This is a genomic window from Acidovorax sp. Leaf191 (assembly GCF_001424425.1).
GTDB lineage: Bacteria > Pseudomonadota > Gammaproteobacteria > Burkholderiales > Burkholderiaceae_C > Acidovorax.
This window is the reverse complement of record NZ_LMPT01000018.1, coordinates 242,509-268,536: the sequence shown is the minus strand read 5'-3', so window position 1 is coordinate 268,536 and position 26,028 is coordinate 242,509. Positions and strand designations below refer to the sequence as shown.

Here is a 26,028-nt window from a genome sequence, read left to right as displayed (position 1 = left end):
TTTGTAGGCAACGCCATACCTGTCGCCACACAGCGACAAAAACATGGCTTTTGAGGCAGCAGAAACTGCTTGCACAATCGCTTACATGTACATCAAGGCCTAAGTCGTTGATATAGAACAGTTTTTCAGAGCTGGCACAGGGTTTGCCCTATATGCCGCATGCAAGCTGTTTTTTCTCCCTCCTCGCCTTTGCTCCGGCATGCCCAGCGGACCGTCGGTCTGCTGGCGCTGGCTCTGGTGGCCGCGAAGGCCCAGGCGCAAGGCTTCGACTTCGACAGCGTCACCCGCCTCGCCAGTGAGCGTGCCGAGAAGCCCTATCGGGCAGCTGGCGACAAGCTGCCGGCCGACCTGGCCAAGCTCAACTACGACCAGGTGCGCGACATCCGCTGGCGCCCCGACCGCGCGCTGTGGCGCGCCGAGAAGCTGCCTTTCGAGGCCATGTTCTTCCATCTGGGCCTGTACCAGAAGGAACCGGTGCTGATCAATGAGGTCACGCCGCAGGGTGCCCGCCACATCAGCTACAACCGTGCCGACTTCGACTACGGCAAGAACCAGGTCAAGCCCGAGGCCTGGGGCGACCTCGGCTTTGCGGGCTTTCGCCTGCACAACCACCTGAACTCCAACGCCTACAAGGATGAGCTGGTGGTTTTCCAGGGCGCGAGCTACTTCCGCGCGCTCGGCAAGGGCCAGCAGTACGGCCTGTCGGCCCGCGGCCTGGCCATCGACACCGTGGGCGCGGCCCCCGGGCAGAGCGAGGAGTTTCCGCGCTTCACCGAGTTCTGGCTGGTGCGGCCCGATCCGCTGTCGACCCAGGTCACGGTGTACGCGCTGCTGGATTCGCCCCGCGCCACCGGTGCCTACCGCTTCGACATCCAGCCCGGCACGCAGACCACCACCACCGTGCGCAGCCGCATTTTTGTGCGGCCGGGCGCAGGCAAGCCCATCGGCACGCTGGGCATCGCGCCGCTGACCAGCATGTTCTTCTTTGGCGAAAACCAGCCCCGCAAGGATGACTTCCGCCCCGAGGTGCATGATTCCGACGGCCTGATGATCGCCACCGGCGAGGGCGAATGGCTCTGGCGCCCGCTGCAGAACCCCAAGCAGACCGTCGTCACATCGTTCGCCACCAAGAACCCCAAGGGTTTCGGCCTGATGCAGCGCGACCGCCAGTGGGCCAGCTACGAGGACGTGGAGGCCCGCTACGAACGCCGCCCCAGCGCCTGGGTGCGCCCCCTGAACGACTGGGGTCCTGGCCGCGTTGAGCTGGTGCAGCTCAACACCCCCGATGAAACGCACGACAACATCGTCGCTTACTGGGTGCCTGCCCAGTTGCCCGCACCAGGCCAACCCCTGGAGTTCGCCTACGAGCTGAGCTGGCAGGGCGACGAGCAACAGCGCCCCCCGGGCGGCTGGGTGACGCAATCGCGCCGCGGCATGGGCTACACCAAGGAAACCGCTGCCGCCCTGCGCCAGCAAGCCCAGTTCGTCGTCGACTTCGACGGCCCTGCGCTCAAGGCCCTGCCACCCGAAGCCGCCGTGAAGGCGGTGGTGAGCACCGATGCCAACGGCAAGGTGCTGGAAAACATCGTCTACCGAAATCCCGCCACCGACCAGTGGCGCATGACTGTTCGCGTACAGCGCCAAAAGGCCGATCGCCCGATCGAGCTGCGCGCTTTTCTTCAACACGACAACAACGCTGTGAGTGAAACATGGACGCACATCATTCTTCCCGAGTAAGCCCCGAGGCGCCCCATCCCTCCCCTGCCAAGGCAGCCGCGGCCGTGTCCACTGGCCAGCGCGTGCCCTATCTGCGCGCCGTGCCCAGCCCACGCAGCGTGGTGCGCGAAGAGCGCCACCCGAACGCTGTCACGGCGCCTCCGCTGCACCGCGGGTCGATGACCCCGGTCCCCTGGCGCGGCTTCTGGAACAGCCTGAGCACCGCCGTGCTGCTGCGCCTCACAGGACGCGCCCGCAATGCCGGCCCTGCGCAGCCCAAGGATGAGCACACCCAGGCCTGGCAAGGTGCGGCGCAGCGCCGCCGCTGGACATTCATGGTCTTGACGGTGCTGGCCACGGCGCTGGCCAGCCTGCTGTTCGCGGGCGTGCAGCCCACGTACGACAACCCCTGGCTGGGCTATGGGCAGATCGCCTTGTTTGCCCTGCTGTCGGCCTGGGTGGTCACGGGATTCCTGACCGGCCTGATGGGGTTCTGGGTGATGGTGCGCGGCGACAAGCATGCGCTGTCGGTGCGCAGCGTGACCGAGCACCATCTGGCGCCCGATGCGCGCACCGCGATCATCATGCCGATCTGCAATGAAGACGTGTCGACCGTGTTCGCCGGCCTGCGGGCCACGTGTGAATCCGTCGCAGCCACCGGGCACGGCGCCACCTTCGACGTGTTCGTGCTGTCCGACAGCTATGACCCCGCCATTGCCGCCGCCGAGCGTGCTGCCTGGGAAGAGCTGCGCAGCGCCCTGGCGCAGCACGGCCAGCAACCGCAGGTGCAGGTGTACTACCGCCTGCGCACCCGCCGCACGCACCGCAAGGCCGGCAACGTGGCAGATTTCTGCCGCCGCTGGGGCAAGGACTACCGCTACATGGTGGTGCTCGATGCCGACAGCGTGATGAGCGGCGACTGCATCGTCTCCATGGCCAAGCTGATGGAAGCCAACCCTTCTGCCGGCATCATCCAGACCGCCACGCAGGCCATCGGCCACGTCACGCTGCACGCCCGTGCGCAGCAGTTCGCATCCCGCGTCACCGGCCGCCTGTTCACGCTGGGCATGCAGTACTGGCAGCTGGGCGAGTCCCACTACTGGGGCCACAACGCCATCATCCGCGTGGCGCCGTTCATGGAACACTGCGCTCTGGCGCCCATCAAGGGCAAGGGCGGCCTGGCCGGCGGCATCATGTCGCACGACTTTGTCGAAGCCGCGCTGATGCGCCGCGCCGGCTACCACGTGTGGCTGGTGTCAGACCTGATCGGCAGCTACGAGCAGCAACCCCCTGACCTGCTGGCCGAGCTGCAGCGCGACCGCCGCTGGTGCCAGGGCAACCTGCAGAACGCCCGCCTGATGGCCGAACCCGGCATCCACCCTGTGCACCGCTCGATGTTCGTGACGGGTGCCATGGCCTATCTGTCGGCACCCCTGTGGCTCGCGTTCCTGACGCTGGGCACGGCACTGTGGCTGTCGGGCGCCAAGCTGGTGGCCGACTGGCACATCCTGCCGGCCGAGTTGCTGGCGCTGTGGGCCTGGACGCTGTGCTTGCTGTTCCTGCCCCGCATCCTGGGCGTGGCAGCAGTGTTCATGCGCCGCGAGCAAGCGCAGTACGGCGGCGCTTTCAGCCTGCTCAAGAGCGCTGTGCTCGAAAGCGTGCTGGCCATCCTGCAAGCGCCCATCCGCATGCTGGCGCACTCGCTGTTCGTGGTGATCGCGCTGACGGGCCTGAAGCTCGAATGGAAGTCGCCCCCCCGTGAGGCCCATGCCGTGCCCTGGCTCCACGCCATGCGCCAGCTGGCCCCCATGAGCGCGATCATCGCCGTGCTGGCGCTGGGTGTGGCCTTCATCGACAGCAGCGCGCTGTTGTGGCTCATGCCCGTGGGCCTGCCCCTGGCGCTGGCGATTCCGCTGGCAGTGGTGACGAGCCAGATTGCGCTGGGCAAGGCGCTGCGCGCGCAGCGGCTGCTGCTGATCCCCGAGGAATCGTGGTCGCCTCCCGTGCTGCGCCGCGCCTGGCTGCATGCGAGCCGCCTGGCGCAGCCCGCACTGCGCGCGGCATGACGGCCCTGTGACCCACGTCACACCCCCACGAAGCCGGTGCATGCACCGGCTTTTTTACGGTGAGTCCGCGGCAAATCGACATCCAGGTCCCGCGATTTGGATGCGGACGATCGATGCAAGCACTTGAAACACTGCCCTGACAACTGCGTCAGGGTGACAGCACTCCTTTAGGATACGGACGCTTTGGACTCGGCCGGACGCATGCTGCCACCGGGCAGCTGCCACCTTTCCATCCGTCTTAGCTTCTTGATCACCATGCCCATGTCTTCCCTCGCCCCCGACACCCTGAGGCGCTTTTTTCGAGTCGGCGCACTGGCACTGGCCACCGCAGCCGCGGGGTGCATCGCTCCACCGGCGCCGATGGCCGAAGCTCCCACCGCGCCCCAGGCTGCACCCGCGCCAGCACCGCCTGCCGAGCCACCGGGCCGCATCATCTTTGCCGGCTTTGCGATGCACTCGCAGTCCAAGGCCTTCCGCAACGACGTGTTGCTGGCTGAAAAGCTGGTCCGCGAGCTCGACGCCAACGCCTTGATGCTCAAGCTGGCCAACCCGGCCCGCGGCGAGAGCGCAGAGTGGCCGCAGGCGACGGTCGAAAATTTCGCATTGGTGATGTCCAAAATGGCCGAGGTGGTGCAACCGCGGGACCGGGTCTTGCTGCTGATCTCCACGCATGCCAACCCTGGCCTGCTCAACATCACCGTGGCTGGCAAGAACCAGCCGCCCATCACCCCCAGGTTGCTGAGCGATGCACTGGCGCCGCTGAAGGTACCGACGCTGGTGGTGCTGTCCGCCTGCTACAGCGGCGCATTCATCAAGCCACTGAGGGCGCCGAACCGCGTGGTGCTCACGGCCTCCGACACGCGCCTCACCTCGTTCCGCTGCCAATACGATGGCACCCACACGCCGTTCGCCGAAGCGCTGTTCGGCCAGGCAGACGCCGAGAACCTGTCAGTGACCGACTGGATGGATGAGGCCAGAAAATCCATCGCCGCCCAGGAAAAGCGCCGCAAGCTGCCCGCTTCCAGGCCGCAGGCCTTCATCGGCGAAGAGGCCAAGGTCTGGGCGGACCAGCCCTTGAAAGACTGGTTGCAGGCGCCCTGAGATCTTGAGCTGCGCACCGGACCGCACACAGCCCATTGCGCAGTTGGTGAGAGGGCGGGTTTGAGCGGGCCCCGCTCGGGCCCTGCTAGGGCCCGTCAAAGCCTTGGATGGCCGCTGTCAGGCGCCCCCGCCGAGCCGGGCCGATGACACGGAGCGGCTCCGACGGTGGGTCTCAGAAAGGCATCTTGGGCATGCCACCGCCGCCCAGACCCTTCATGCCGCCCATGCGCTTCATCATCTTCATGAGGCCGCCGCCCTTCATCTTCTTCATCATGCCCTGCATCTGCTCGAACTCCTTGAGCAGCCGGTTGACCTCCTGGACATGCACGCCTGCGCCCGTGGCGATGCGCTTCTTGCGGGTGGCCTTGATGAGCTCGGGCTTGCGGCGCTCCAGCGGCGTCATGCTCTGGATGATGCCTTCCTTGCGCTTGATGTCTTTTTCGGCCTTGTCCATGTCCACCGCGCCGGCCTTGGCCGTGAGCTGGGACGGCAGCTTGTCCATCAGGCTGGACAGGCCGCCCATCTGTTTCATCTGCTGGATCTGGGACAGGAAGTCATTGAGATCGAAACCGTCGCCGCTCTTGACCTTGGCGGCCAGCTTCTGGGCAGCCTCCATGTCCACTCCAGCCGTGACCTGCTCGACCAGCGCCACGATGTCGCCCATGCCCAGGATGCGGCCCGCATGGCGCTCGGCGTCGAACACCTCCAGCCCGTCGATCTTTTCCGAGACGCCCGCAAACTTGATGGGCGCACCCGTGATCTGCCGCACCGACAGCGCCGCACCGCCGCGCGAGTCGCCGTCGAGCTTGGTGAGCACGATGCCGGTGAGGGGCAGGGCTTCCTTGAACGCCTTGGCCGTGTTGATCGCGTCCTGGCCCTGCATGGCATCGACGACGAACAGGGTTTCGACGGGGTTCAAGGCGGCGTGCAGGTCCTTGATTTCCTTCATCAACGCTTCGTCGATGGCCAGCCGACCGGCCGTGTCGACCAGCAGCACGTCGAAATAGTGTTTCTTGGCGTAGTCGAGCGCCGCGCGCGCGATGTCCAGGGGCTTTTGGTCCGGCGTGCTCGGGAACCACTCCGCACCCGCCTGCCTGGTGACGGTCTTGAGCTGTTCGATGGCCGCGGGGCGGTACACGTCGCCCGAGACGGTGAGCACCTTCTTCTTGCGCTTTTCGATCAGGTGTTTGGCCAGCTTGGCGGTGGTCGTGGTCTTGCCGGCGCCCTGCAGGCCTGCCATCAGGATGATGGCGGGCGGCTGGGCCGCCAGGTTGATGTCCGAGACGCCCTGGCCCATGGTGGCCGCCAATTCGCGGTTGACAATGGAGACCAGGGTCTGGCCAGGCTTGAGCGATCCGATGACCTCCTCGCCCAGCGCCTTTTCCTTCACCCGCGCGATGAAGTCGCGCACCACCGGCAGGGCCACGTCGGCCTCCAGAAGTGCCATGCGCACCTCGCGCAGCATGTCCTGCACGTTGGATTCGGTGATGCGGGCCTGGCCACGCATCTCCTTGACGAGGCGCGAGAGTTTGTCGGTAAGGGCGGAGGCCATGGGCAATGTTCCGGTGTTGCCTGCGCGCGATCAACACAACGGTTGTGGCTGGCAGGCACGCCCAGGTACGGGCGGTGGGGGCAAAAGGCTAAACTGCGATCCATGATTTTAGCGAGTAGCTCCCCCTTCAGCTGGCTGCTGGCCCTGGCCGCCGCGGTGGCATATGGCGTTCCCGCCGTCGCCGCCAAGCGCCTGGGCACCACGGCAGCCCGCAATGCGCTGCTGGTGGCGTGGGTGCTGCATGGCGCCGTCCTGGTGTGGGGGCTGTGGGGCGACGCACCGCGCTTCGGGTTTGCGCCCGCCCTGTCGATGACGGCCTGGCTGGTACTCACCGTCTATGCGGTCGAGCGGCAGCTCTTTCCCCAGATGCAGTCGCGCTGGGTGCTGGCTGCGCTGGGCGCGGTGGCCGTGGTGCTGGCCCTGGTGTTCCCGGGGCAGCCACTGCATGTCACGGCTTCTGCCTGGCTGCCGCTGCACCTGGCGCTGGGCATTGCCTGCTACGGCCTGTTTGGTGCTGCGGTGGTGCACGCCTGGCTCATGACCCGCGCCGAGCGGCACATCCGGCAGGCCGAGGACCCGCACAGCGGCATCCCGCTGCTGACGCTGGAGCGCCTGACTTTCCGCTTCGTGACGGCCGGCTTCATCCTGCTGACGGCCACGCTGCTGGCGGGCTGGCTGTTTGGCGAGACCCTGTACGGCCGTGCCTGGCGATGGGACCACAAGGCCGTGTTCTCGCTGCTGTCCTGGCTCACGTTCGCCGCGCTCCTGATCGGTCGCGCGCGCTTTGGCTGGCGGGGCCGCAACGCAGTGCGCGTGCTGTACGCGGGCTCGACGCTGCTGCTGCTGGCCTATGTGGGCTCGCGCTTCGTCATGGAAGTGGTGCTGGGGCGCAGCGCATGAAGTACCTGGTCCTGCTCATCGTTCTGGTCGTGGCCATCGGCATCTGGCGCAGCCGGCGCGACAAGGACGGCGCAGAGGCTCCGGTGCGCCCGGCATCCCCACCGCCGGGTGGCCCGCAGGACATCCTGGCCTGCGCGCATTGCGGCGTGCACATCCCCAAGGCCGAGGCCTTGATGCTGGGCAGCCAGGCCTATTGCTGCCCGGAGCACCGCAGCCTCGGTCCGGCCTGAGCCATGCAAGTACCCCCCGCAGGGATGTTCCTGCCCACCGTGGATGCGCCGTTCGTGCGGCTGTGGCGCGGTTTTCTGACCGGCCGGGTGGTGGTGGCGCTGGCACTGTTGATGCTGCAAGGCATCGGGCAGATCGTCAACCAGGCGCCGGAGCCGGCCGTGCTGGCTGTGTGTGTGGCGTACCTGGTGGCCACCGCCATGCTGCGCGTGCTGGCTGGGCACGCACCGCCATCGCCGCGCGCCGGGGCTCGGTGGCTGCCGTCGATCGGGGTCGACCTGCTGGCCATCGCCCTCGTACAGTTGCTGCACGCGGGGATCATGAATTTCACCCCCCTGTTCGGCCTGCCCATCCTCATGGCGGCCGTGCTCGGCACCTTGACGCTGGCCCTGGGGACCACGGCGGCGGCCACGCTGCTGCTGCTGGGCTGGGCCTGGTGGCAGGGCATCAGCACGACCGGCGATGCGGCCCCGCGCTACCTGCAAAGTGCGCTGACGGGCACCGGCTACTTCATCGTGAGCTATCTGGTGCACCAGTTGGCCGCCCGCCTGGCGCGCGAGCAAGAGCTGGCCCATCAAAGCCAGGTCGCGGCCCGCGTGCAGACCCAGGTCAGTGCCCTCGTCATCCAGAACCTGACCGACGGCGTGCTGGTGGTGGATGAAAGCGATACCGTGCGCATGGCCAACCCTGCAGGCCTGCAACTGCTGGGTGGGCGCGACCTTCCCGAGCTGCCGTTCGTGCTGGCGACGGAATCCCCCTGGAGCCCCCTGATCATCCTGGCCCGGCGCACCTTCCGGCACGAGCAACCCCAGACCGCCGATGTCGACCTGCTGCACCCCGGGCAGAGCCCCACCGGCCTGCACGTGCGCACCTGGCTCACGTCCACGCGGGAGGCCTCCCGGCAGGCGCAGACCGAGCGGCTGTGCGTGATGTTCCTGCACGACCTGCGGGAGATGGAAGCGCGGCTGCGCACCGAAAAGCTCGCTGCCATGGGCCGCATGTCGGCCGCCGTGGCCCACGAGATCCGCAACCCGCTGGCGGCCATCGTCCAGGCCAACGCATTGCTCGAAGAAGACCTGCACGACCCGGCACAAAAGCGCCTGGCGCACATGGTGCAGCAGAACGCCGACCGACTGGCCCGCATTGCGGAAGAAGTGCTGGACATCGCCCGCGTGCAGCACCAGATCAGCCACGCTCCGGCCTCCACGGTGCCGCTGGACGACACCGTGGCGCAGATATGGAGCGACTGGCAATCCCAGAACCCGGCCCGGCGCCGGGCCGTGGTGACGCTGGAGGCCGAGGGCATCCAGGTCGAATTCGATCCCGAGCATCTGCGGCGCGTGCTGGTGAACCTGCTGGACAACGCCTTGCGCTACATGAGCGAGGCGCCCGATGCGCTGCGGGTCAGCACGCGCGCGCAGCCGTCGGGACAGGTCAGCCTGCAGGTGTGGAGCGATGGCGCGCCCATGGACAAATCCGTGGAGCGCCATCTGTTCGAGCCCTTCTTTTCCTCCGAGAGCCGATCCAGCGGCCTGGGCCTTTATATTTGCCGCGAGCTGTGCCAGCGCCACGGTGCCTCCATCAGCTACCAGCGGATTGCACACACCACGGCGCAGGGCGAGACCGGGGGCAACGCCTTCACCGTCGGCTTTCGCCGCACGACCCGCCCCGCCGAGGCCGCCACCCTGTTCGACACCATCGTGGTCTGACCCCCACCGCCATGAACGCCACCCCAGCCTCCATCCTCGTCGTGGACGACGAACCCGACCTGCGCACCCTGTATGAGCTCACGCTGCTGCGCGAGGGCTACCGCGTGCAGACGGCCTCCAGCGTGCAGGAGGCGCGCGAGCAGCTCAAGGCCCAGCGCTTCGATGCGGTCATCACCGACATGCGGCTGCCCGACGGTTTCGGCATGGAACTGCTGCAGCACCTGCGCGAACAGCAGCGCAAGGAGCGCTGCGTGGTCATGACGGCCTACGGGTCCGCCGAGAACGCGGTCGAGGCGCTGCGCTCCGGGGCTTTCGACTACCTCACCAAGCCGGTGGACCTCAAGCAGTTCCGCTCGGTGGTGGCCTCGGCCATCCAGGGCACGGGCGGCGTGCCCGCGCCGCGTGCGGCGCGCAGCGGCGGCAACCAGAACAAGAGTGCGGCCTCGGCGGCTGCGGACCCGGCCGGATCGACCCCGGCGCTGGAGCGGATGGTGGGCGAGTCCGCGGCCATCCGCAACGTCAAGCAGCGGGTGGCCAAGGTGGCGCGCGGCATGGCGCCCGTGCTGATCCATGGCGAATCGGGCACGGGCAAGGAGCTGGTGGCGCAGGCCCTGCACGCCAGCAGCCAGCGCGCCGACGGCCCGCTCGTGGCCGTCAACTGCGGCGCGATCCCCGAGAACCTGCTCGAGGCCGAGTTCTTTGGCGCCCGCAAGGGCTCCTACACCGGCGCCTCGCAAGACCGCGACGGTTACTTCCAGGCGGCGCGTGGCGGCACGCTGTTCCTCGACGAGATCGGCGACCTGCCGATCGCCATGCAGTCCAAGCTGCTGCGGGCGATCCAGGAGCGCAGCGTGCGGCCCCTGGGCTCCACACAGGAAGAAACCGTGGATGTGCGCATCGTGAGCGCCACACACCGCGACCTGGCCGCCGACGTGCAGTCGGGCCGGTTCCGCCAGGACCTGTACTACCGGCTGAACGTGATCGAGATCGTGATCCCGCCGCTGCGCGAGCGCCGCGAAGACCTGCCCGCCCTGTGCACCGCACTGCTGGCACGCATCGCGCAGGAGTCGGGCATGGCCGTGCCACGGCTGACCGAACAGGCACTGGCCGCCATCGCGGCCCATCCGCTGACCGGCAACGTGCGGGAACTGGAAAACCTGCTGCACCGCGCGGTGGCGCTCAGCGATGGCGATGAACTCCATGTGGACGGCCCGGCGCTGCCGCTGGATAGCGCTGGCGCGCGGGCCGTGCCGCACCAGGCGGCCACCACGTCCAGTGCGCCGGCAGTCGCGGCCGGCGACGCGCACGCCACCCTGCAGGCACCATCCGGCTCTCACCACAACCCAGGCAGTTCCGTACCGCTGCCCAGCGACCTGCAGGCCTGGCTGGACCAGCAGGAACGCGACATCCTCATCCGCGCCCTGCGCGAGGCCGGCTTCAACCGCACGGCCACCGCGGCGCGCCTGGGCATCAGCCTGCGCCAGATCCGCTACCGCATCGCCCGCCTGAACATTGCCGCGCCCAACGACCAGGATGCGAATGACGAGATCGGTTGAAGCCGCGCAGGACAACTCGGGCCCACTTTGGGACGGCGGCTGGCACCAGCGGGCACACCGGCTCCCCTCTCCGAACTACGGCGAGCGCCCGGTGCAGGGCGCGCAGGCCATCGACCTGATCGTGGTGCACTCGATCAGCCTCCCGCCGGGTGAATACGGCACGGGCAAGGTACAGCAGCTGTTCACGAACAACCTCGACTGGGACGCCCATCCGTACTTTCAGAGCATCCGCGGCCTGGCCGTGTCGTCGCACTTTTTCATCGAGCGTACGGGCCAGCTCTGGCAATTCGTGAGCTGCGACCAGCGCGCCTGGCATGCGGGCCAGTCTGCCTACCGCGGCCGCAGCCAGTGCAACGACGACTCCATCGGCATCGAGCTGGAGGGCCTGGAAGGCCTGGAGTTCGAAGCGGCGCAGTACCAGATGCTCACCCAACTGTGCCGGGACATCGAACAGCGCTACGCCATCGAGCACATCGCCGGCCATGAGCACATTGCCCCGGGTCGCAAGCAAGATCCCGGGCCAGGGTTCGACTGGCGCCGTCTTCAGGATGCACTGCGTTGGCCGTTGCGCCGGTTTCCTGCCGCCACGCTGGCCGGTCCTCCACCGACCCGCTGATCACTGCGGCCCCAGCGCCACATCCCGTTTTTTTCTTTGTGCGCTTGCACATTGTTGCAGTGCTGGGTGGCCCCCAGGAACCATGCGGGCTCGGCGGCGAAATCCCGCGCAACGCGTGTCGGCATGCGGGTTGCGTGTCCCACATCCCCGCGTTTCAATGGATTGCGCGGAGGTGCCCGACCTCTGCTTCGCACGCCTAGCACAAGCCGTGTCGTCCTCGGGGCAGTTTTACCGCGATACACTACCGGTAGTGTCTTGAACGCACGAGACACACCATATATAGTGTGCCCACCCCAAAGCCCGGCACACCGATCTCCCGGCCCGGCTGCATTCCCAGCCGAGCATCACACCCCAGACAGCCCATAGAAGAGGACACCCATGCAAGCTGCTTTGAACACGCCTGTCACCCCCCACTCCGCCACGGTCGATGCGCCCGCATCCCAGGCAGCGCCAGTGGCCGCCACCCAATCGCTCCCGCACTACCAGATCATCCGCCGCAACGGCGCGGTGGTGCCCTTCGAGCCCCAGAAAATCGCGGTGGCGATGATGAAGGCCTTTCTTGCAGTGCACGGCACCCAGGGCGCAGCCTCTGCCAGCGTGCGCGAAGTCGTGGACACGCTGACGCAGAACGTCGTGCGCGCGCTGGTGCGTTCGCGCCCCGCTGGCGGCACCTTCCACATCGAAGACGTGCAGGACCAGGTCGAGCTGGGCCTGATGCGCGGCGGCCACCATGAGATCGCCCGCGCCTATGTGCTCTACCGCGAGCGCCGCACGCAGGAGCGTGCCCGCCACACCGAGCAACAGGCCGCTGTGCCAGCGGCACCGCTGCTGCATGTGATGGATGGCGACAAGCGCGTGGCGCTGGACCTGAACCGCCTGCAGGGCCTGATCGAATCGGCCTGCGTGAACCTGGGCGCGGACATCAAGGCCGACCCCATCGTTGCCGAAACCATGCGCAACCTGTACGACGGCGTCCCCATGGACGAGGTCTACAAGGCTTCCATCCTGGCCGCGCGCACGCTGATCGAAAAAGACCCTGACTACACCTACGCCACCGCCCGCCTGCTGCTGCACACCATCGTGCGCGAGGTGCTGGACAAGGAAGTGGCCCAGGCCGACATGGGCCAGGCGTACGTCGAGTACTTCCCCCAATTCATCCAGAAGGGCGTGGACAACGAACTGCTGGACGAGCGCCTGCTGACGTTCGACCTGGCCCGCCTGGGCGCCGCCCTCAAGGCCGACCGCGACCTGCAGTTCGACTACCTGGGCCTGCAGACCCTGTACGACCGCTACTTCCTGCACGTGCGCAAGACCCGCATCGAGCTGCCCCAGTGCTTCTTCATGCGCGTGGCCATGGGCCTGTCGCTCAACGAATCCGACCGCGAAGCCCGCGCCATCGAGTTCTATGAAGTGCTCTCGAGCTTCGACTTCATGTCCAGCACGCCCACGCTGTTCAACAGCGGCACGCTGCGCTCGCAACTGTCCTCGTGCTACCTGACCACGGTGCCCGACCACCTGGAAGGCATCTACGACTCCATCAAGGAGAACGCGCTGCTGTCCAAGTTTGCCGGCGGCCTGGGCAACGACTGGACCCGCGTGCGCGCCCTCGGCTCGCACATCAAGGGAACGAACGGCGAATCGCAGGGCGTGGTGCCCTTCCTCAAGGTGGTCAACGACACGGCCGTGGCCGTGAACCAGGGCGGCAAGCGCAAGGGCGCTGTCTGCACGTACCTGGAAACCTGGCACCTCGATATCGAAGAGTTCCTGGAGCTGCGCAAGAACACCGGCGACGACCGCCGCCGCACGCACGACATGAACACGGCCAACTGGATCCCCGACCTGTTCATGCGCCGCGTGATGGAAAAGGGCACCTGGACCCTGTTCTCGCCTTCCGACGTGCCCGACCTGCACGACCTGTTCGGCACCGCGTTCGAGAAGGCCTACGTGGCCTACGAACAGAAGGCTGCGCGCGGCGAGATCAAGCCCTCCAAGACGGTGCAGGCCACCGACATGTGGCGCAAGATGCTGACCATGCTGTTCGAGACCGGCCATCCCTGGATCACCTTCAAGGATGCCTGCAACGTGCGCTCGCCCCAGCAGCACGCCGGCGTGGTGCACTCGTCCAACCTGTGCACCGAGATCACGCTGAACACCAGCGACACCGAAACCGCCGTGTGCAACCTCGGCTCGGTCAACCTGCTGCAGCACTTGAAGGATGGTCAGATCGACCACGACAAGCTCAAGAAGACCATCACCGTGGCCATGCGCATGCTGGACAACGTGATCGACATCAACTACTACGCAGTACCCAAGGCCCGCGACTCCAACATGCGCCACCGCCCTGTGGGCCTGGGCCTGATGGCCTTCCAGGACAGCCTGTACGAACTGCGCATCCCCTACGCGTCGCAGCAGGCCGTGGAGTTTGCCGACAAGTCGATGGAAGCCATCTGCTACTACGCCTACTGGGCGTCGACCGAACTGGCCCGCGAACGCGGCCAGTACACCAGCTACAAGGGCTCGCTGTGGGACCGCGGCATCCTGCCTTTCGACACGCTGGACATGCTGTCCGAGGCCCGTGGCGGCTATGTGGACGTGGACCGCTCGTCCACGCTCGACTGGGACGCCCTGCGCAAGAAGATCGCGCAGGACGGCATGCGCAATTCGAACTGCGTGGCCATCGCTCCCACCGCCACCATCTCCAACATCATCGGCGTGGATGCATCGATCGAGCCCTCGTTCGGCAACCTGTCGGTCAAGTCCAACCTGTCCGGTGAGTTCACCGTCATCAACGGCGGTCTGGTGCGCGACCTCAAGCGCCTGGGCCTGTGGGACGACGTGATGATCATGGACCTCAAGCACTTCAAGGGATCGCTGCACCCCATCGACCGCGTGCCGGCCGACATCAAGGCGCTGTACTCCACCGCCTTCGAGGTCGAGGCGCAGTGGCTGGTGGAAGCCGCATCGCGCCGCCAGAAGTGGATCGACCAGGCTCAGAGCCTGAACATCTACATGGCCGGCGCATCGGGCAAGAAGCTCGACGACACCTACAAGCTGGCGTGGATCCGTGGCCTCAAGACCACGTACTACCTGCGCACGCAAAGCGCCACGCACGTCGAGATGAGCACCGTGAACACACGCCAGCTCAACGCCGTGTCGTCCGGCAACGAGGGTGGTTCGCAGCAGGCTTCTGCAGCCGCTCCATCCAAGCCCGGCGCGTCGGAAGCAGCAGCCACTGCAGCTTCTGCGCAGGCCGCGGCACGGCCCGCCACGGACGTTCAGTTCACCGCGATCGACGACGTCAGCTGCGAGGCCTGTCAGTAAGGTCCTACGAAGCAGCGTGCATCGCGTTCAATGCACGCTGCTCCGGTGCTGTGAAGCAACAAATCGTTGCTGCACAACGCTGCAGTGCTTTCCTTTTTGCAGCACTGCTTTCATAATCCGAACACTGGAAAATCTATGTTGTCCTGGGACGAAGAAGTCAAGCCCTCATCGCAAAATCAACTGGACGGTGGACTGAACAAAAGCCACCCGGCGGAGCAGCCGCCCCTGTCTTTCCAGACCCCCTCACTGCAGGACGTCCACGCGTCGATGATTGCATCCGCAGCCCCCCAGGCAACTCCTGCAGCCGCTGCCACGCACCGCCGCGTGAATGCCGCCGACAAGCGCATCATCAACGGCCAGACCGACGTCAACCAGCTGGTCCCGTTCAAGTACAAGTGGGCGTGGGAAAAGTACCTCGCCACCTGCGCCAACCACTGGATGCCGCAGGAAGTGAACATGACGCGCGACATCGCGTTGTGGAAAGACCCGAACGGCCTGACCGAAGACGAGCGCCGCATCATCAAGCGCAACCTCGGCTTCTTCGTGACCGCCGACTCGCTGGCTGCCAACAACATCGTGCTGGGCACGTACCGCCACATCACCGCCCCCGAGTGCCGCCAGTTCCTGCTGCGCCAGGCGTTCGAGGAAGCGATCCACACCCACGCCTACCAGTACATCGTGGAGTCGCTCGGCCTCGATGAAGGCGAGATCTTCAACGCCTACCTGGAAGTGCCGTCGATCCGCGACAAGGACCAGTTCCTGATCCCCTTCATCGAAGCGATCATGGACCCCAACTTCCACACCGGCACGTTCGAGACCGACCAGACGCTGCTCAAGTCGCTGATCGTGTTCGCCTGCCTGATGGAGGGCCTGTTCTTCTACGTCGGCTTCACGCAGATCCTGGCGCTGGGCCGCCAGAACAAGATGACCGGCGCTGCAGAGCAGTACCAGTACATCCTGCGCGACGAGTCGATGCACTGCAACTTCGGCATCGACCTGATCAACCAGCTCAAGCTGGAGAACCCGCACCTGTGGACCGCCGAGTTCAAGGCCGAGATCAACGCGCTGTTCATGAAGGCCGTCGAACTGGAATACCGCTACGCCGAAGACACCATGCCGCGTGGCGTGCTGGGCATGAATGCGTCGATGTTCAAGGGCTACCTGCGCTACATCGCCAACCGCCGCGCCACGCAGATCGGCCTGGAGACGCTGTTCCCCAATGAAGAAAACCCGTTCCCGTGGATGAGCGAGATGATCGACCTCAAGAAGGAACGCAACTTCTTCGAGACCCGGGTTATTGAATACCAGTCTGGTGGTGCGCTGTCCTGGGACTAGCACTTTTTAGCATTGCACCACCATGGATATCTACACCACGCACCACACCGACAGCGCCCCAGAGCATTGCCGTGTGGAGCGTTCCCGTGTTCATGGGGATGGGGTCGACCTCCATCTCCATGGATCGCTTCTTGTCCATTGAAGACAGGAAGTGCTCTTTGCAAATTGACCCAAGGAGAACATGATGGCAACTGCGAAAAAGACCGCTGCTAAGAAGGCAGCCCCCGCGAAGAAGGCCGCTCCTGCCAAGAAGGCAGTAGCAGCAAAGAAGGCAGCACCGGCCAAGAAGGCTGCGCCCGCCAAGAAGGCAGCACCCGCCAAGAAGGCCGCTCCCGCCAAGAAGGCAGTAGCAGCAAAGAAGGCTGCGCCCGCCAAGAAGGCAGCACCAGCCAAGAAGGCCGCTCCCGCCAAGAAGGCCGCTCCCGCCAAGAAGGCAGTAGCAGCGAAGAAGGCTGCGCCCGCCAAGAAGGCAGCACCAGCCAAGAAGGCCGCTCCCGCCAAGAAGGCAGTAGCAGCGAAGAAGGCTGCGCCCGCCAAGAAGGCAGCACCCGCCAAGAAGGCCGCTCCTGCCAAAAAGGCAGCAGCACCCGCCAAGAAGGCCGCTCCCGCCAAGAAGGCAACGGTAGCGAAGAAGGCAGCACCCGCCGCCAAGAAGGCAGCCCCTGCTGCCAAGAAGGCTTCGCCCGCCAAGAAAGCGCCCAAGGCCCCTGCCCCTGCGGCCGCAGCGCCTGCTGCACAGACCACGCTGAACCCTCAGGCAGCCTGGCCATTCCCTACGGGCAACAAGCCCTGATACAGGCGCATGACGCCCTCGACCCGGTGCCTGTGCACCGGGTTTTTTTATGCCCGCGCGCAGTCGGGCGAGAGGATTGGCAGGGCGCCTGGCGTGGCTCGGTTCAGGAGCTGCACGCAACTTTGCACAAGCCGTGCGCACAAGGCTACACCCAAGCACAAGGCCCTGCGCGACGCCAATCCCTGAGTCAGCCGCCGCAGCGCCGATCAGTGCAGACCGATCCGCCGCAGGCCTTGCTGCATCACTGCGGCTGGAAGTCGAGCGTGTAGTTCTGCGGACCGCGCTGCGCGATCTTGAGCGCGCCCACACGATTGCCCAGCTCTGCGCAGCGCACGAGCGGCCAGCCCTTTTCCAGGCCGAACAGCAGCGCGCCACGCCATGCGTCGCCACAGCCGGTGGGGTCGACCACCTGCGCGGGCGCCACCGCGGGAACATGCGTCCTGGCACCGCCCACCCACACCTCGCAGCCTTCGGCGCCCAGCGTCACCACCAAGCCCTGCACCTTGTGCGAGAGCTCTTCCAGGGTCATGCCCGTGCGGTCGCACAGCATCTTGCCTTCGTAGTCATTCACCGTGACCCAGGTGGCCTGCTCGACGAAGCGCGTGAGCTCCTCGCCATTGAACATGGGCAGGCCCTGGCCTGGATCGAAGACGAACGGGATCCCCGCTGCCACGAACTGCGCCGCATGCTGCAGCATCGCGTCACGTCCATCGGGCGAGATGATGCCGACCTTCACCCCTGCGTCGCGCTCGATACGGTTGGCATGCGCCTGCATCATGGCGCCAGGGTGGAAGGCCGTGATCTGGTTGTTGTCACGGTCGGTCATGATCATCGCCTGCGCCGTGTAGGTGTCTTGCACCTGGCCCACATGGCGCTGGCTGATGCCCAGTGTCTCCAGGCGCTGCAGGTACTCGGCGCCATCGCTGCCGAGCATCGCCATGGGCAGCGGCTCACCACCCAGCAGCTTCAGGCTGTAGGCAATGTTGCCGGCGCAGCCGCCGAAGTCGCGGCGCAGCGACGGGACCAGGAAGGACACATTCAGGATATGCAACTGGTCGGGCAGGATCTGCTCGGCAAACCGCCCCTCGAAGGTCATGATGGTGTCGAACGCCAGGGAACCGCAAATAAGGGCAGCCATATCGGTGATGTAGGTTGGGGAAAAAGAAAGAAAGAAGCAACGGGCTGCTTCGGCTCAGGGGTAGAACGCCAGCAACCGGTATCCGGCCACGCGCGCGCCCCCGGTGGTCACGACCACCGATACCGCCGTAGACCACTCGCCACGCGCTGGCAGCTCGGCAGGCGCCCCCATGTCGGCAGGCAGCAGTACCCGCCGCAGGACTGGCTGGTCCTGCGCATCGGTCAATGTGAGCTCCACGGCCGGCATCGCCAGCGCAACACTCGCCTTGCTCTTCATGCCCACGGTGAGCTGGTAGCTGTCGCCCCGCGCCTTGTTGAAGGACGAACTGTCGATCACCACATCGGCGATCTGGCGCTGCGGCGCGATCTCGCATTGCAGCGGGGCACACAGCTTCATCAGCCAGGGCCGCGCCCGCGCATCCATCGCCGCGATGCGGTCGCGCTCCTGCACCGCCACCTGCAGTGCGAGCGCCAGCGTGGCCACCAGCATGATCACCACCAGCACCGCACGCACGGCGGGCTTGCGCCAGAACGCCTTGCGGCGTGCGGCAACGACAAAGCTCACCTCCTCTTCGGCAGGCGGCCCGGGTTCGTCATCCTCCGGCTCGTCGCGCAGCGGCTTCTTGCGCGGCTTGGCCTGCAGCACCGCGGCGGGAGAGTCATCCTCCACCAGGGCCAGCCCCTGCACGCTCGGCGCCGGCTGCGCAGGGAGCGCAATGAAATCCACTGGCGGCAGGCCTTCTGCCGCACGCTCTTTCTCCGAGGCTGTGACCAGCAAGGCCGTGGCTGCGCGCTCTTCTTCCGCACTGGCGGCCGTCTCGACCGGCGAGGGCTGCGCCGCGATCGGCCGGATGGGCAACTCCAGCGCGGGATACCCCATGGGCGTCAGCTCTGCGGGCACTGTCGATTCGAACGACGGCATGTCGAGCGGCTCTTCGTCATCGCGCAGGTCGGCGAACGGCAATTCGTACCCTGCGGGCACATCGGGCACCGGGGGTACAGCAACGCGGGCGGCTGCAGCGGGCACAGCCCCTGGAACCATGGCCGGTGCTGACGTGAGGGCCGGGGAGGCGGTCTCCGATACAGACGCCGCGTCGACCCGCAACGGTGAAGGCGGGGTTTGCACGTGTGGTGGCGCGGCAGGCTCCGGCAAGGCCGCGCCGTCCGCCGCCGAAGCGGGTGCCTTCGGAGACTGCCCCGCTGGGCGGGAGCGCCAGCCAAAGGGCGTGAGAGGTTCGAGTTGAAGGTCTTCGCCGGGCCGCTGGCCTGCGGGGCCTGGCGCCGCCAGGAAGGCGGGCACGGCAGGGTCGGGCACTGCCAGCACCGGCTCCGGGACTTCATGCTCCGCAGGTCCGGCAGGAAAAACAGGCAGGCCCGAGGAGCCTTGCGCCTCGCCAGCGGCAACCCCCGCTTCGGCCGACGTATCCGCGGGGAACAGCGAGAAATCCTGCGCTGCATACAGCGGCGCAGATGGCGTTGCCGCAGGCCTGGCAGGCGCGGCCGGGAGCGGCGAAGCCGGAGCCCCTGCGCCCCAGGCACGGCCCATATCCGGCTTGCGCACCACCGGTGACGGTGGCGGGCGCACGTCCGTCAGGGACACATCGGGCAGCAGAGGCGGTGGCGGCGCGGGCAGCAGGTGGGCCGCTGCATCGAAAACTTCCTTGCAATGGCCGCAGCGCACCCACCCTTCCGAGATGCGCAATTGGTCTGCCACCACCTTGAACGAGGTGGAGCAGGACGGGCAACGGGTGATCTGGCTCATCTGCGGGCGATTGTAGGGGCCGATAGCGCCCTGCCACGGGCGGGCTGCACGCTCAGCGCCGGGCGGTCATCAGGATCCAGCCGTCTTCCGTGTCCGACACTTCCAGCTGGACCCAGGGGGCGTACGCCTCTGTGAGCTCATCGCGCTGGCGCTCCAGGATACCGGCCAGGACCAGGTGCCCGCCAGCCGCCACGTGCCCGCACAGCAAAGGTGCCAGCACCCGCAGCGGGGTGGCCAGGATGTTGGCCAGCACCGTCTGGTACTGGCCCTGCGCCTTGTCCGGCAGGCCTGCACGCAGCACGACCTCGTTGGCGGCCGCATTCAGGGCGGTGGACTCCACGGCCGCGGGGTCGATGTCGACCGCGTCGATCTCGGTCGCGCCGAACTTGGCGGTGCCGATGGCCAAGATGCCGGAGCCGCAGCCGTAGTCGAGCACACGCCCGAGCGGATTGCCGTGGGCCGCGTCGGTCACGCCGTGGCGCGCGATCCAGCGCAGGCACATGCGCGTGGTGGGGTGCGTGCCGGTGCCGAATGCCAGGCCTGGGTCCAGCCGGATGCTGCGCTTGGCCTCGGCGGGCAGCTCATGCCAGGTGGGCACGATCCAGAAATCGGGCGTGATGTCCACCGGCGCGAACTGCGACTGCGTGAGCCGCACCCAGTCCTGATCCTCGACCTCAGCCACGCCCAGCACCTGGCATCCTTCGAAGAAGTCCTGCACGGCCAGCAGGTCCCGCGCCTCGTGGGCCGCAGCCTCGGTCGGGAACAGCGCCACCACGCGGCTGCGCTGCCACCCGTCCTTGGGCGGCGGCATGCCGGGCTCGCCGAACAGCGCCTGCTCGGCATCGGTCTGCGCGTCGGCGTCTTCCACCGACACCGACAGCGCATCCAGCGCATCCAGCGCCTCGCTGACCGCTTCGATACTGTCTTCCGGGCACATCAGGCTGAGCTCAAACATGGGCGACTCTCTGAAAAAATGAAATGCCGGCCCCCGTTACCAGAGGCCAGCATGTAAACCAACCAACACCGCGCCAGCAACAGCCCGGCAAAAGCCATGGCTCTTGAAAAGCGCACAGAACTTGCCAGCGACCGCCGCGCAAGGGCCGCCCCGCAGCGCTGGCGGCATCCCCTTGCCGAACCACGCAGTGGTTCGAGAGAAGGGGGAACGCGAGAAGCGACTCAGCGGGTTGTACCCCGCCTGCCTAGCGCTTGTGCTGCGACAGCCACTCTTCCAGGTAGTGGATGTTGGTGCCGCCGGCCATGAACTTGGCGTCCACCATCAGCTCGCGGTGCAGCGGCACGTTGGTGTTGATGCCTTCGATCACCGTCTCGTTCAGCGCCGTGCGCATGCGGGCCAGGGCCTGCTCGCGCGTATCGCCGTGCACGATGATCTTGCCGATCATCGAGTCGTAGTTGGGCGGCACGAAGTAGTTGGTGTACGCATGCGAATCCACCCGCACGCCCGGGCCGCCCGGCGGATGCCAGGTGGTGATGCGTCCGGGGGATGGGACGAACTTGTAGGGGTCTTCCGCGTTGATCCGGCACTCGATGGCATGGCCGCGGATCTCGATCTGGCGCTGGGTGAACGGCAGCTTCTCGCCCGCGGCGACCATGATCTGCGTCTTCACGATGTCCACGCCCGTGATCCACTCGGTCACCGGGTGCTCCACCTGCACGCGCGTGTTCATCTCGATGAAATAGAACTCGCCGTTCTCGTACAGGAACTCGAACGTTCCCGCACCGCGGTAGCCGATCTTCTTGCAGGCGGCCACGCAGCGCTCGCCGATCTTTTCGATCAGCTTGCGGGGAATGCCCGGGGCCGGAGCCTCTTCGATCACCTTCTGGTGGCGGCGCTGCATGGAGCAGTCGCGCTCGCCCAGGTACACCGCGTTGCGGTGCTTGTCGGCCAGGATCTGGATCTCGATGTGGCGCGGGTTCTGGAGGAACTTCTCCATGTACACCGCAGGATTGCCGAACGCGGCACCCGCTTCGGCCTTGGTCATCTGCACGGCATTGACCAGGGCGGCTTCGGTGTGCACCACGCGCATGCCGCGGCCACCGCCGCCGCCGGCGGCCTTGATGATCACGGGGTAGCCCACGGCCTTGGCAATGCGGCGGATCTGCACCGGGTCATCGGGCAGCTCGCCTTCGGACCCCGGCACGCAGGGCACGCCGGCGCGGATCATGGCCTGCTTGGCCGAGACCTTGTCGCCCATCGTGCGAATGTTGTCCGGCGTGGGGCCGATGAACTGGAACCCGCTCTTTTCCACGCGCTCGGCAAAGTCGGCGTTCTCGGACAGGAAGCCGTAACCGGGGTGGATGGCTTCGGCGTCGGTCACCTCGGCGGCCGAGATGATGGCCGGCATGTTGAGGTAGGACAGCGGGGACGGGGCGGGGCCGATGCACACCGCTTCTTCCGCCAGCTTGACGTACTTGGCGTCGCGGTCGGCCTCGGAGTAGACCATCACCGCCTTCACGCCCAGCTCATGGCAGGCGCGCTGGATTCGCAGGGCGATTTCGCCGCGATTGGCAACAAGAATCTTCTTGAACATGAGCGCCTTATTCGATCACGAACAGCGGCTGTCCGTATTCCACGGCCTGGCCGTTTTCGCCCAGGATTCGGGTGACCGTGCCCGACTTGTCGGCCTCGATCTCGTTCAGGATCTTCATGGCCTCGATGATGCAGATGGTCTCGCCTTCCTTGACCTGGCTGCCCACTTCGACAAAGGCCTTGGCGCCCGGGCTGGACGAGCGGTAGAACGTGCCCACCATGGGGGACTTGACGATGTGGCCCGCAGGCGCTGCTGCGGCGGTCGGGGCGGGCAGCTCGCCCACAGGGGCTGCGGCCGGTGCAGGGGCGGGGGCTTGCACAGGGGCCGGCACGTATTGCTGAACGACCGCGCCACCGCTCTTGACGATGCGGACTTTGCCCTCGGCCTCGGTGATTTCGAGTTCGGACACATTCGACTCGGACACGAGATCGATGAGGGTTTTGAGTTTTCGCAGATCCATGGAAGCTCCAACGGCTATAAAACTGAATAGGGCGCGAATTTACTCCAATTTCACCCTATCAACGTCTTCCACGGCTATTTTTCATGAACTTCTGCTGACAATTTGCGGTGCCTGCGCTCGCAGGAGCCATGGAATCAGCGGAAAAACTCAGCGCAGCGAGGACCAGAGCTGCAGATCCTGCGGGGTGACCTGGCCCATTTTACGGTGCAGCACCCGTCCGTTGCCACCCAGGACCACGGTGAAGGGTAACCCGCCGGTGAGATTGCCGAGCGAACGGCCCAGTTCCGTTCCGCCCAGGCCCGCCAGCCCGACCGGAAACTCCAGCGGAATGCGCGCGAGGAACTTGCGCACCGCCGAAGGCTGATCGATCGCCAGACCCAGCACTTGCCAGCCATTGGCAGCCTGTTCGCGGAAGAAAGTGTTGAGCATGGGGAGCTCTTCCACGCACGGAGGGCACCACGTCGCCCAGAAGTTCAGCAGCAAGGGCTTGCCCGCCAGGGACTGCAGCGCCAGCGTCCCGCCCTCGGGCCGCTCGAATTCCTGCGTCCACAGTGCCTGTTCCGCGCCGCTGTCGATGGCGTGCGGCTGGAACTTCCACCAGGCCAGGCCCGCGCCACCGACCGCGGCAACGCCCGCCACGCCCGCATACAACATGCGCCGGCGCGCGGGCGACGGGGGTTGTGCGGCGGCTGCCGGCACAGGGGAATCTGGCGATTGCGGTGCGTTCATGGAGCCGCATTTTCCTGCAGAAGCCGCCGCACCGCAGCGATGTCGCCACGCGGCACACGGCCTTTGGTGTCCGGCCGCAGCGCGCCGCGCATGTCGTCCAGGTCGTAGACCATGAGGTGCACCCCGATCATTTCATTGAGCTCGGGCGACTTGCTGCCCAGGCTCAAGGCTTCCACCGACTCTCCGTGAAATCCCGTGACGGTGCGCGGCTCATAGTCCACGTGGTGGTCGATGAGCGCTATTTCTGCGGATTTGGAATCATCACAGAACAATTGGATGTAGATATCCGACAGCCGCGTGGCCGTACCGTGCCACACGGCCCCGGCCAGGTAGGGGCGAAAGGCCGCCATGCGCTCCATCCACACCAGCGCCAGCTGCCGCAGCGCCCGCAACTCGCCCGGCTGGGTATCGGCGCAGAAGAGGTCGATGTACTCGCGCACCGCCGCCTCGACCAGGTCGTTGTCGGGCAGCGGCGTGCGCGCCGGCAGGCCCATCTGGCGCAGCGCCCGGCGCTTGGCCGGCCCCCACTCCAGGCCTTCTTCCACCACCAGCCGGGCCGTGGTGTGGGCGATTTCTTCGCTCAGGGGTGTGTGCATGGCAGGCAAGGATGGAAGAAGGACACCACTGCATTGTGGCGCCAAGTGCCGCCTGGGGTAAGGGTTGACCCTTGGAAGTGGCGGGATGGTGTGCCTCCCCGGCGAACGCTACGATTTTCATAGCTGGTACCGCAATACCGATGAGCGGCAGGGCCGATTTTCACGGCACTCGGACACCCGGCACAGCGTCAGGTCGACACCCATGCCATGCCTGCGCCATTGCCGCGCGCCCCCCGCGCCGGCCCGACGCCTGCCCCTGCCGCATCCGGGCCGCGCCCATCACATGCCCATGCACGCCGCCACGGCCAGGCCACCCTGGGCACGCTCTTAGAATCTGCGCCCATGCATATACACATACTGGGCATCTGCGGCACGTTCATGGGCGGCCTGGCGGCGCTGGCGCGCGAGGCCGGCCACAAGGTCACCGGCTGCGACGCAGGCGTCTACCCGCCCATGAGCGACCAGCTCCGCGCGCTGGGCATCGACCTCATCGAAGGGTTCGGCGCCGACCAGCTGGCCCTGAAGCCGGACATGTTCGTGGTGGGCAACGTGGTCAGCCGCGCCCGCTTGCCGGACGGAACGGCGAAGTTTCCGCTGATGGAAGCCATCCTGGAGGCCGGCCTGCCCTACACCAGCGGCCCGCAGTGGCTGGCCGAGCACGTGCTGCAGGGCCGGCACGTGCTGGCCGTGGCCGGCACGCATGGCAAGACTACCACCACGTCGATGCTGGCGTGGATTCTGGACAGCGCAGGCCAGCAGCCCGGGTTCCTGATCGGCGGCGTGCCGCTCAACTTCGGCCTGTCGGCCCGTCTGGGCGCTGCCCGGCGCCCTGCCCCGGGCAACGCGGCGCTGGGCGAGGCCCCGCTCTTCGTCATCGAGGCGGACGAGTACGACACCGCCTTTTTCGACAAGCGCAGCAAGTTCGTGCACTACCGCCCCCGCACCGCGGTGCTGAACAACCTGGAGTTCGACCACGCGGACATCTTTGACGACCTGCCCGCCATCGAGCGGCAGTTCCACCACCTCGTGCGCACCGTGCCGCCGACGGGCCGCGTGGTGGTCAACGGGCTGGAAGAAAGCCTGGTCCGCGTGCTGCACATGGGCTGCTGGAGCGAGATGAGCAGCTTCGGCGAGGCGGTGAGCGATTTCGCCGCCGACGGAGCGCCCCATGCGTTCGACGTGCTGCACCGGGGCCAGAAGGTCGCGCGCGTGGAGTGGGGCCTGACCGGCGTGCACAACCAGCTCAACGCGCTGGCCGCCATCGCCGCGGCGCACCATGTGGGCGTGGGCCCGCAGCAGGCGGCCCAGGCGCTGGGCGCGTTCCAGAACGTCAAGCGGCGCATGGAGCTGCGCGGCACCGTGCGCGGCATCGCCGTGTATGACGACTTCGCGCACCACCCGACCGCCATCCGCACCACGCTGGACGGGCTGCGCCGCAGCATCGGCGGCAGCGATGCCCGCATCCTGGCCGTGTTCGAGCCCCGCAGCAACACCATGAAGCTGGGCGCCATGAAGGCCCAGCTGCCATGGTCCCTGGAGCCGGCCGACCTGGCGTTCTGCCACACCGCAGGGCTGGACTGGGACGCCGCACAAGCCCTGGCCCCGCTGGGCGTGGGCCCAGGGCAGCGCGCCCAGACGGCCGCAGACATCGACACCCTGGTGCAGCAGGTCACCGAGGCCGCCCGGCCGGGCGATCACATCGTGTGCATGAGCAACGGGGGGTTCGGCGGTGTCCACGCCAAGCTGTTGCAGGCGCTACAAAATAAATAGCTACTAGCGCTTATTGGACGAGCGGTAGAGGGCTTTTTACTGCTGAATTCTCGCCCCAAGGCACTTCAGGAGTGCCATGCGTTGACCACGCACCCGCCGCCTTGCAGACCCATGCACACCCGCCGCGGGGTG

Annotated in this window: 20 protein-coding genes; 12 read left to right on the top strand and 8 right to left on the bottom strand. The window is 66.6% G+C overall.

Translation table 11 applies throughout. The annotated features are described in order from the left end of the window. Positions 1–159 precede the first annotated feature (159 nt). The 3 genes from ASG27_RS12885 to ASG27_RS12875 all read left to right on the top strand — a co-directional run bounded on the left by ASG27_RS12885 (position 160) and on the right by ASG27_RS12875 (position 4,883). Positions 160–1,737, top strand: coding sequence for a glucan biosynthesis protein G (locus tag ASG27_RS12885; protein WP_235504037.1), 1,578 nt, complete (start codon positions 160–162; stop codon positions 1,735–1,737). Then, the gene (gene mdoH, locus ASG27_RS12880) at positions 1,710–3,782 is read left to right on the top strand and encodes a glucans biosynthesis glucosyltransferase MdoH (RefSeq protein WP_056417652.1); all 2,073 of its coding nucleotides are present in this window, start codon (positions 1,710–1,712) and stop codon (positions 3,780–3,782) included. The genes ASG27_RS12885 and mdoH overlap by 28 nt, the downstream gene beginning before the upstream one ends. Positions 3,783–4,043: 261 nt before the next feature. After that, positions 4,044–4,883, top strand: a complete 840-nt coding sequence (locus tag ASG27_RS12875; protein ID WP_235504187.1) for a C13 family peptidase — start codon at positions 4,044–4,046, stop codon at positions 4,881–4,883. A 172-nt stretch (positions 4,884–5,055) separates the two neighbouring features. Here the strand turns inward: ASG27_RS12875 and ffh are convergent, their stop codons facing one another. Next, positions 5,056–6,435, bottom strand: coding sequence for a signal recognition particle protein (gene ffh / locus ASG27_RS12870; protein WP_056417650.1), 1,380 nt, complete (start codon positions 6,433–6,435; stop codon positions 5,056–5,058). A gap of 102 nt (positions 6,436–6,537) precedes the next feature. Here ffh and ASG27_RS12865 point away from each other — a divergent pair, with 102 nt between their 5' ends. The 8 genes from ASG27_RS12865 to ASG27_RS12830 all read left to right on the top strand — a co-directional run bounded on the left by ASG27_RS12865 (position 6,538) and on the right by ASG27_RS12830 (position 16,893). Next, positions 6,538–7,335: a cytochrome C assembly family protein gene (locus ASG27_RS12865; protein WP_056167431.1), complete on the top strand. Its 798-nt coding sequence runs from the start codon at positions 6,538–6,540 to the stop codon at positions 7,333–7,335. Then, entirely contained in the window at positions 7,332–7,565 is a 234-nt protein-coding gene (locus ASG27_RS12860; protein WP_056417647.1) for a PP0621 family protein, read from the top strand. Before ASG27_RS12865 ends, ASG27_RS12860 begins: the two co-directional genes overlap by 4 nt. Before the next feature lie 3 nt (positions 7,566–7,568). Further along, positions 7,569–9,272, top strand: coding sequence for a two-component system sensor histidine kinase NtrB (locus ASG27_RS12855; RefSeq protein ID WP_056417644.1), 1,704 nt, complete (start codon positions 7,569–7,571; stop codon positions 9,270–9,272). A gap of 11 nt (positions 9,273–9,283) precedes the next feature. Next, positions 9,284–10,828 carry a sigma-54-dependent transcriptional regulator gene (locus ASG27_RS12850; RefSeq protein ID WP_056417641.1) on the top strand — a complete coding sequence of 515 codons (1,545 nt, stop codon included), beginning with the start codon at positions 9,284–9,286 and terminating at the stop codon, positions 10,826–10,828. Then, a complete protein-coding gene (gene ampD / locus ASG27_RS12845; protein ID WP_056417639.1) occupies positions 10,812–11,444 on the top strand; it encodes a 1,6-anhydro-N-acetylmuramyl-L-alanine amidase AmpD in 633 nt (210 codons plus the stop codon). Before ASG27_RS12850 ends, ampD begins: the two co-directional genes overlap by 17 nt. 378 nt (positions 11,445–11,822) lie before the next feature. Continuing rightward, the gene (locus ASG27_RS12840) at positions 11,823–14,765 is read left to right on the top strand and encodes a ribonucleoside-diphosphate reductase subunit alpha (protein WP_056417636.1); all 2,943 of its coding nucleotides are present in this window, start codon (positions 11,823–11,825) and stop codon (positions 14,763–14,765) included. Positions 14,766–14,900: 135 nt separating this feature from the next. Further along, entirely contained in the window at positions 14,901–16,100 is a 1,200-nt protein-coding gene (locus ASG27_RS12835; RefSeq protein WP_056417633.1) for a ribonucleotide-diphosphate reductase subunit beta, read from the top strand. 184 nt (positions 16,101–16,284) lie between these two features. Then, on the top strand, positions 16,285–16,893 hold the full coding sequence (locus tag ASG27_RS12830) for a hypothetical protein (protein ID WP_056418320.1): 609 nt from the start codon (positions 16,285–16,287) through the stop codon (positions 16,891–16,893). Positions 16,894–17,134: 241 nt separating this feature from the next. On the opposite strand, the gene ASG27_RS12825 is transcribed toward ASG27_RS12830, so the two are convergent. The 7 genes from ASG27_RS12825 to ASG27_RS12795 all read right to left on the bottom strand — a co-directional run bounded on the left by ASG27_RS12825 (position 17,135) and on the right by ASG27_RS12795 (position 24,126). Next, positions 17,135–18,031 carry a carbohydrate kinase family protein gene (locus ASG27_RS12825; protein ID WP_056417630.1) on the bottom strand — a complete coding sequence of 299 codons (897 nt, stop codon included), beginning with the start codon at positions 18,029–18,031 and terminating at the stop codon, positions 17,135–17,137. A 54-nt stretch (positions 18,032–18,085) separates the two neighbouring features. Then, positions 18,086–19,792 (bottom strand): zinc-ribbon and DUF3426 domain-containing protein, encoded by a 1,707-nt coding sequence (locus ASG27_RS25985; RefSeq protein WP_082485976.1) that lies wholly within the window; start codon positions 19,790–19,792, stop codon positions 18,086–18,088. Between the two features lie 52 nt (positions 19,793–19,844). Continuing rightward, positions 19,845–20,747: a 50S ribosomal protein L11 methyltransferase gene (prmA, locus tag ASG27_RS12815; protein ID WP_056417627.1), complete on the bottom strand. Its 903-nt coding sequence runs from the start codon at positions 20,745–20,747 to the stop codon at positions 19,845–19,847. 244 nt (positions 20,748–20,991) lie between these two features. After that, the gene (gene accC / locus ASG27_RS12810) at positions 20,992–22,341 is read right to left on the bottom strand and encodes an acetyl-CoA carboxylase biotin carboxylase subunit (protein ID WP_010466452.1); all 1,350 of its coding nucleotides are present in this window, start codon (positions 22,339–22,341) and stop codon (positions 20,992–20,994) included. 7 nt (positions 22,342–22,348) lie between these two features. Then, positions 22,349–22,801, bottom strand: a complete 453-nt coding sequence (gene accB, locus ASG27_RS12805) for an acetyl-CoA carboxylase biotin carboxyl carrier protein (protein WP_056417624.1) — start codon at positions 22,799–22,801, stop codon at positions 22,349–22,351. A 147-nt stretch (positions 22,802–22,948) separates the two neighbouring features. After that, positions 22,949–23,530 carry a TlpA family protein disulfide reductase gene (locus ASG27_RS12800; protein ID WP_056417621.1) on the bottom strand — a complete coding sequence of 194 codons (582 nt, stop codon included), beginning with the start codon at positions 23,528–23,530 and terminating at the stop codon, positions 22,949–22,951. After that, positions 23,527–24,126, bottom strand: a complete 600-nt coding sequence (locus tag ASG27_RS12795; RefSeq protein ID WP_056417618.1) for a hypothetical protein — start codon at positions 24,124–24,126, stop codon at positions 23,527–23,529. The genes ASG27_RS12800 and ASG27_RS12795 overlap by 4 nt, the downstream gene beginning before the upstream one ends. 342 nt (positions 24,127–24,468) lie before the next feature. Between ASG27_RS12795 and mpl the strand changes: the two genes are divergently transcribed. After that, a complete protein-coding gene (gene mpl, locus ASG27_RS12790) occupies positions 24,469–25,896 on the top strand; it encodes a UDP-N-acetylmuramate:L-alanyl-gamma-D-glutamyl-meso-diaminopimelate ligase (protein ID WP_056417617.1) in 1,428 nt (475 codons plus the stop codon). Positions 25,897–26,028 lie beyond the last annotated feature (132 nt).

Excerpts from the sequence above, each read along its gene's own strand:
- ASG27_RS12865 (WP_056167431.1), top strand. The coding sequence starts at position 6,538 with ATGATTTTAGCGAGTAGCTCCCCCTTCAGCTGGCTGCTGGCCCTGGCC.
- ASG27_RS12800 (WP_056417621.1), bottom strand. The coding sequence starts at position 23,530 with ATGAACGCACCGCAATCGCCAGATTCCCCTGTGCCGGCAGCCGCCGCA.
- ASG27_RS12830 (WP_056418320.1), top strand. The coding sequence starts at position 16,285 with ATGGCAACTGCGAAAAAGACCGCTGCTAAGAAGGCAGCCCCCGCGAAG.
- ASG27_RS12885 (WP_235504037.1), top strand. The coding sequence starts at position 160 with ATGCAAGCTGTTTTTTCTCCCTCCTCGCCTTTGCTCCGGCATGCCCAG.
- ASG27_RS12860 (WP_056417647.1), top strand. The coding sequence starts at position 7,332 with ATGAAGTACCTGGTCCTGCTCATCGTTCTGGTCGTGGCCATCGGCATC.
- ASG27_RS12850 (WP_056417641.1), top strand. The coding sequence starts at position 9,284 with ATGAACGCCACCCCAGCCTCCATCCTCGTCGTGGACGACGAACCCGAC.
- ffh (WP_056417650.1), bottom strand. The coding sequence starts at position 6,435 with ATGGCCTCCGCCCTTACCGACAAACTCTCGCGCCTCGTCAAGGAGATG.
- ASG27_RS12835 (WP_056417633.1), top strand. The coding sequence starts at position 14,901 with ATGTTGTCCTGGGACGAAGAAGTCAAGCCCTCATCGCAAAATCAACTG.
- accB (WP_056417624.1), bottom strand. The coding sequence starts at position 22,801 with ATGGATCTGCGAAAACTCAAAACCCTCATCGATCTCGTGTCCGAGTCG.
- mdoH (WP_056417652.1), top strand. The coding sequence starts at position 1,710 with ATGGACGCACATCATTCTTCCCGAGTAAGCCCCGAGGCGCCCCATCCC.
- ASG27_RS12825 (WP_056417630.1), bottom strand. The coding sequence starts at position 18,031 with ATGGCTGCCCTTATTTGCGGTTCCCTGGCGTTCGACACCATCATGACC.
- ASG27_RS12795 (WP_056417618.1), bottom strand. The coding sequence starts at position 24,126 with ATGCACACACCCCTGAGCGAAGAAATCGCCCACACCACGGCCCGGCTG.
- ASG27_RS12875 (WP_235504187.1), top strand. The coding sequence starts at position 4,044 with ATGTCTTCCCTCGCCCCCGACACCCTGAGGCGCTTTTTTCGAGTCGGC.
- accC (WP_010466452.1), bottom strand. The coding sequence starts at position 22,341 with ATGTTCAAGAAGATTCTTGTTGCCAATCGCGGCGAAATCGCCCTGCGA.
- ampD (WP_056417639.1), top strand. The coding sequence starts at position 10,812 with ATGACGAGATCGGTTGAAGCCGCGCAGGACAACTCGGGCCCACTTTGG.
- ASG27_RS12855 (WP_056417644.1), top strand. The coding sequence starts at position 7,569 with ATGCAAGTACCCCCCGCAGGGATGTTCCTGCCCACCGTGGATGCGCCG.
- ASG27_RS25985 (WP_082485976.1), bottom strand. The coding sequence starts at position 19,792 with ATGAGCCAGATCACCCGTTGCCCGTCCTGCTCCACCTCGTTCAAGGTG.
- mpl (WP_056417617.1), top strand. The coding sequence starts at position 24,469 with ATGCATATACACATACTGGGCATCTGCGGCACGTTCATGGGCGGCCTG.
- prmA (WP_056417627.1), bottom strand. The coding sequence starts at position 20,747 with ATGTTTGAGCTCAGCCTGATGTGCCCGGAAGACAGTATCGAAGCGGTC.
- ASG27_RS12840 (WP_056417636.1), top strand. The coding sequence starts at position 11,823 with ATGCAAGCTGCTTTGAACACGCCTGTCACCCCCCACTCCGCCACGGTC.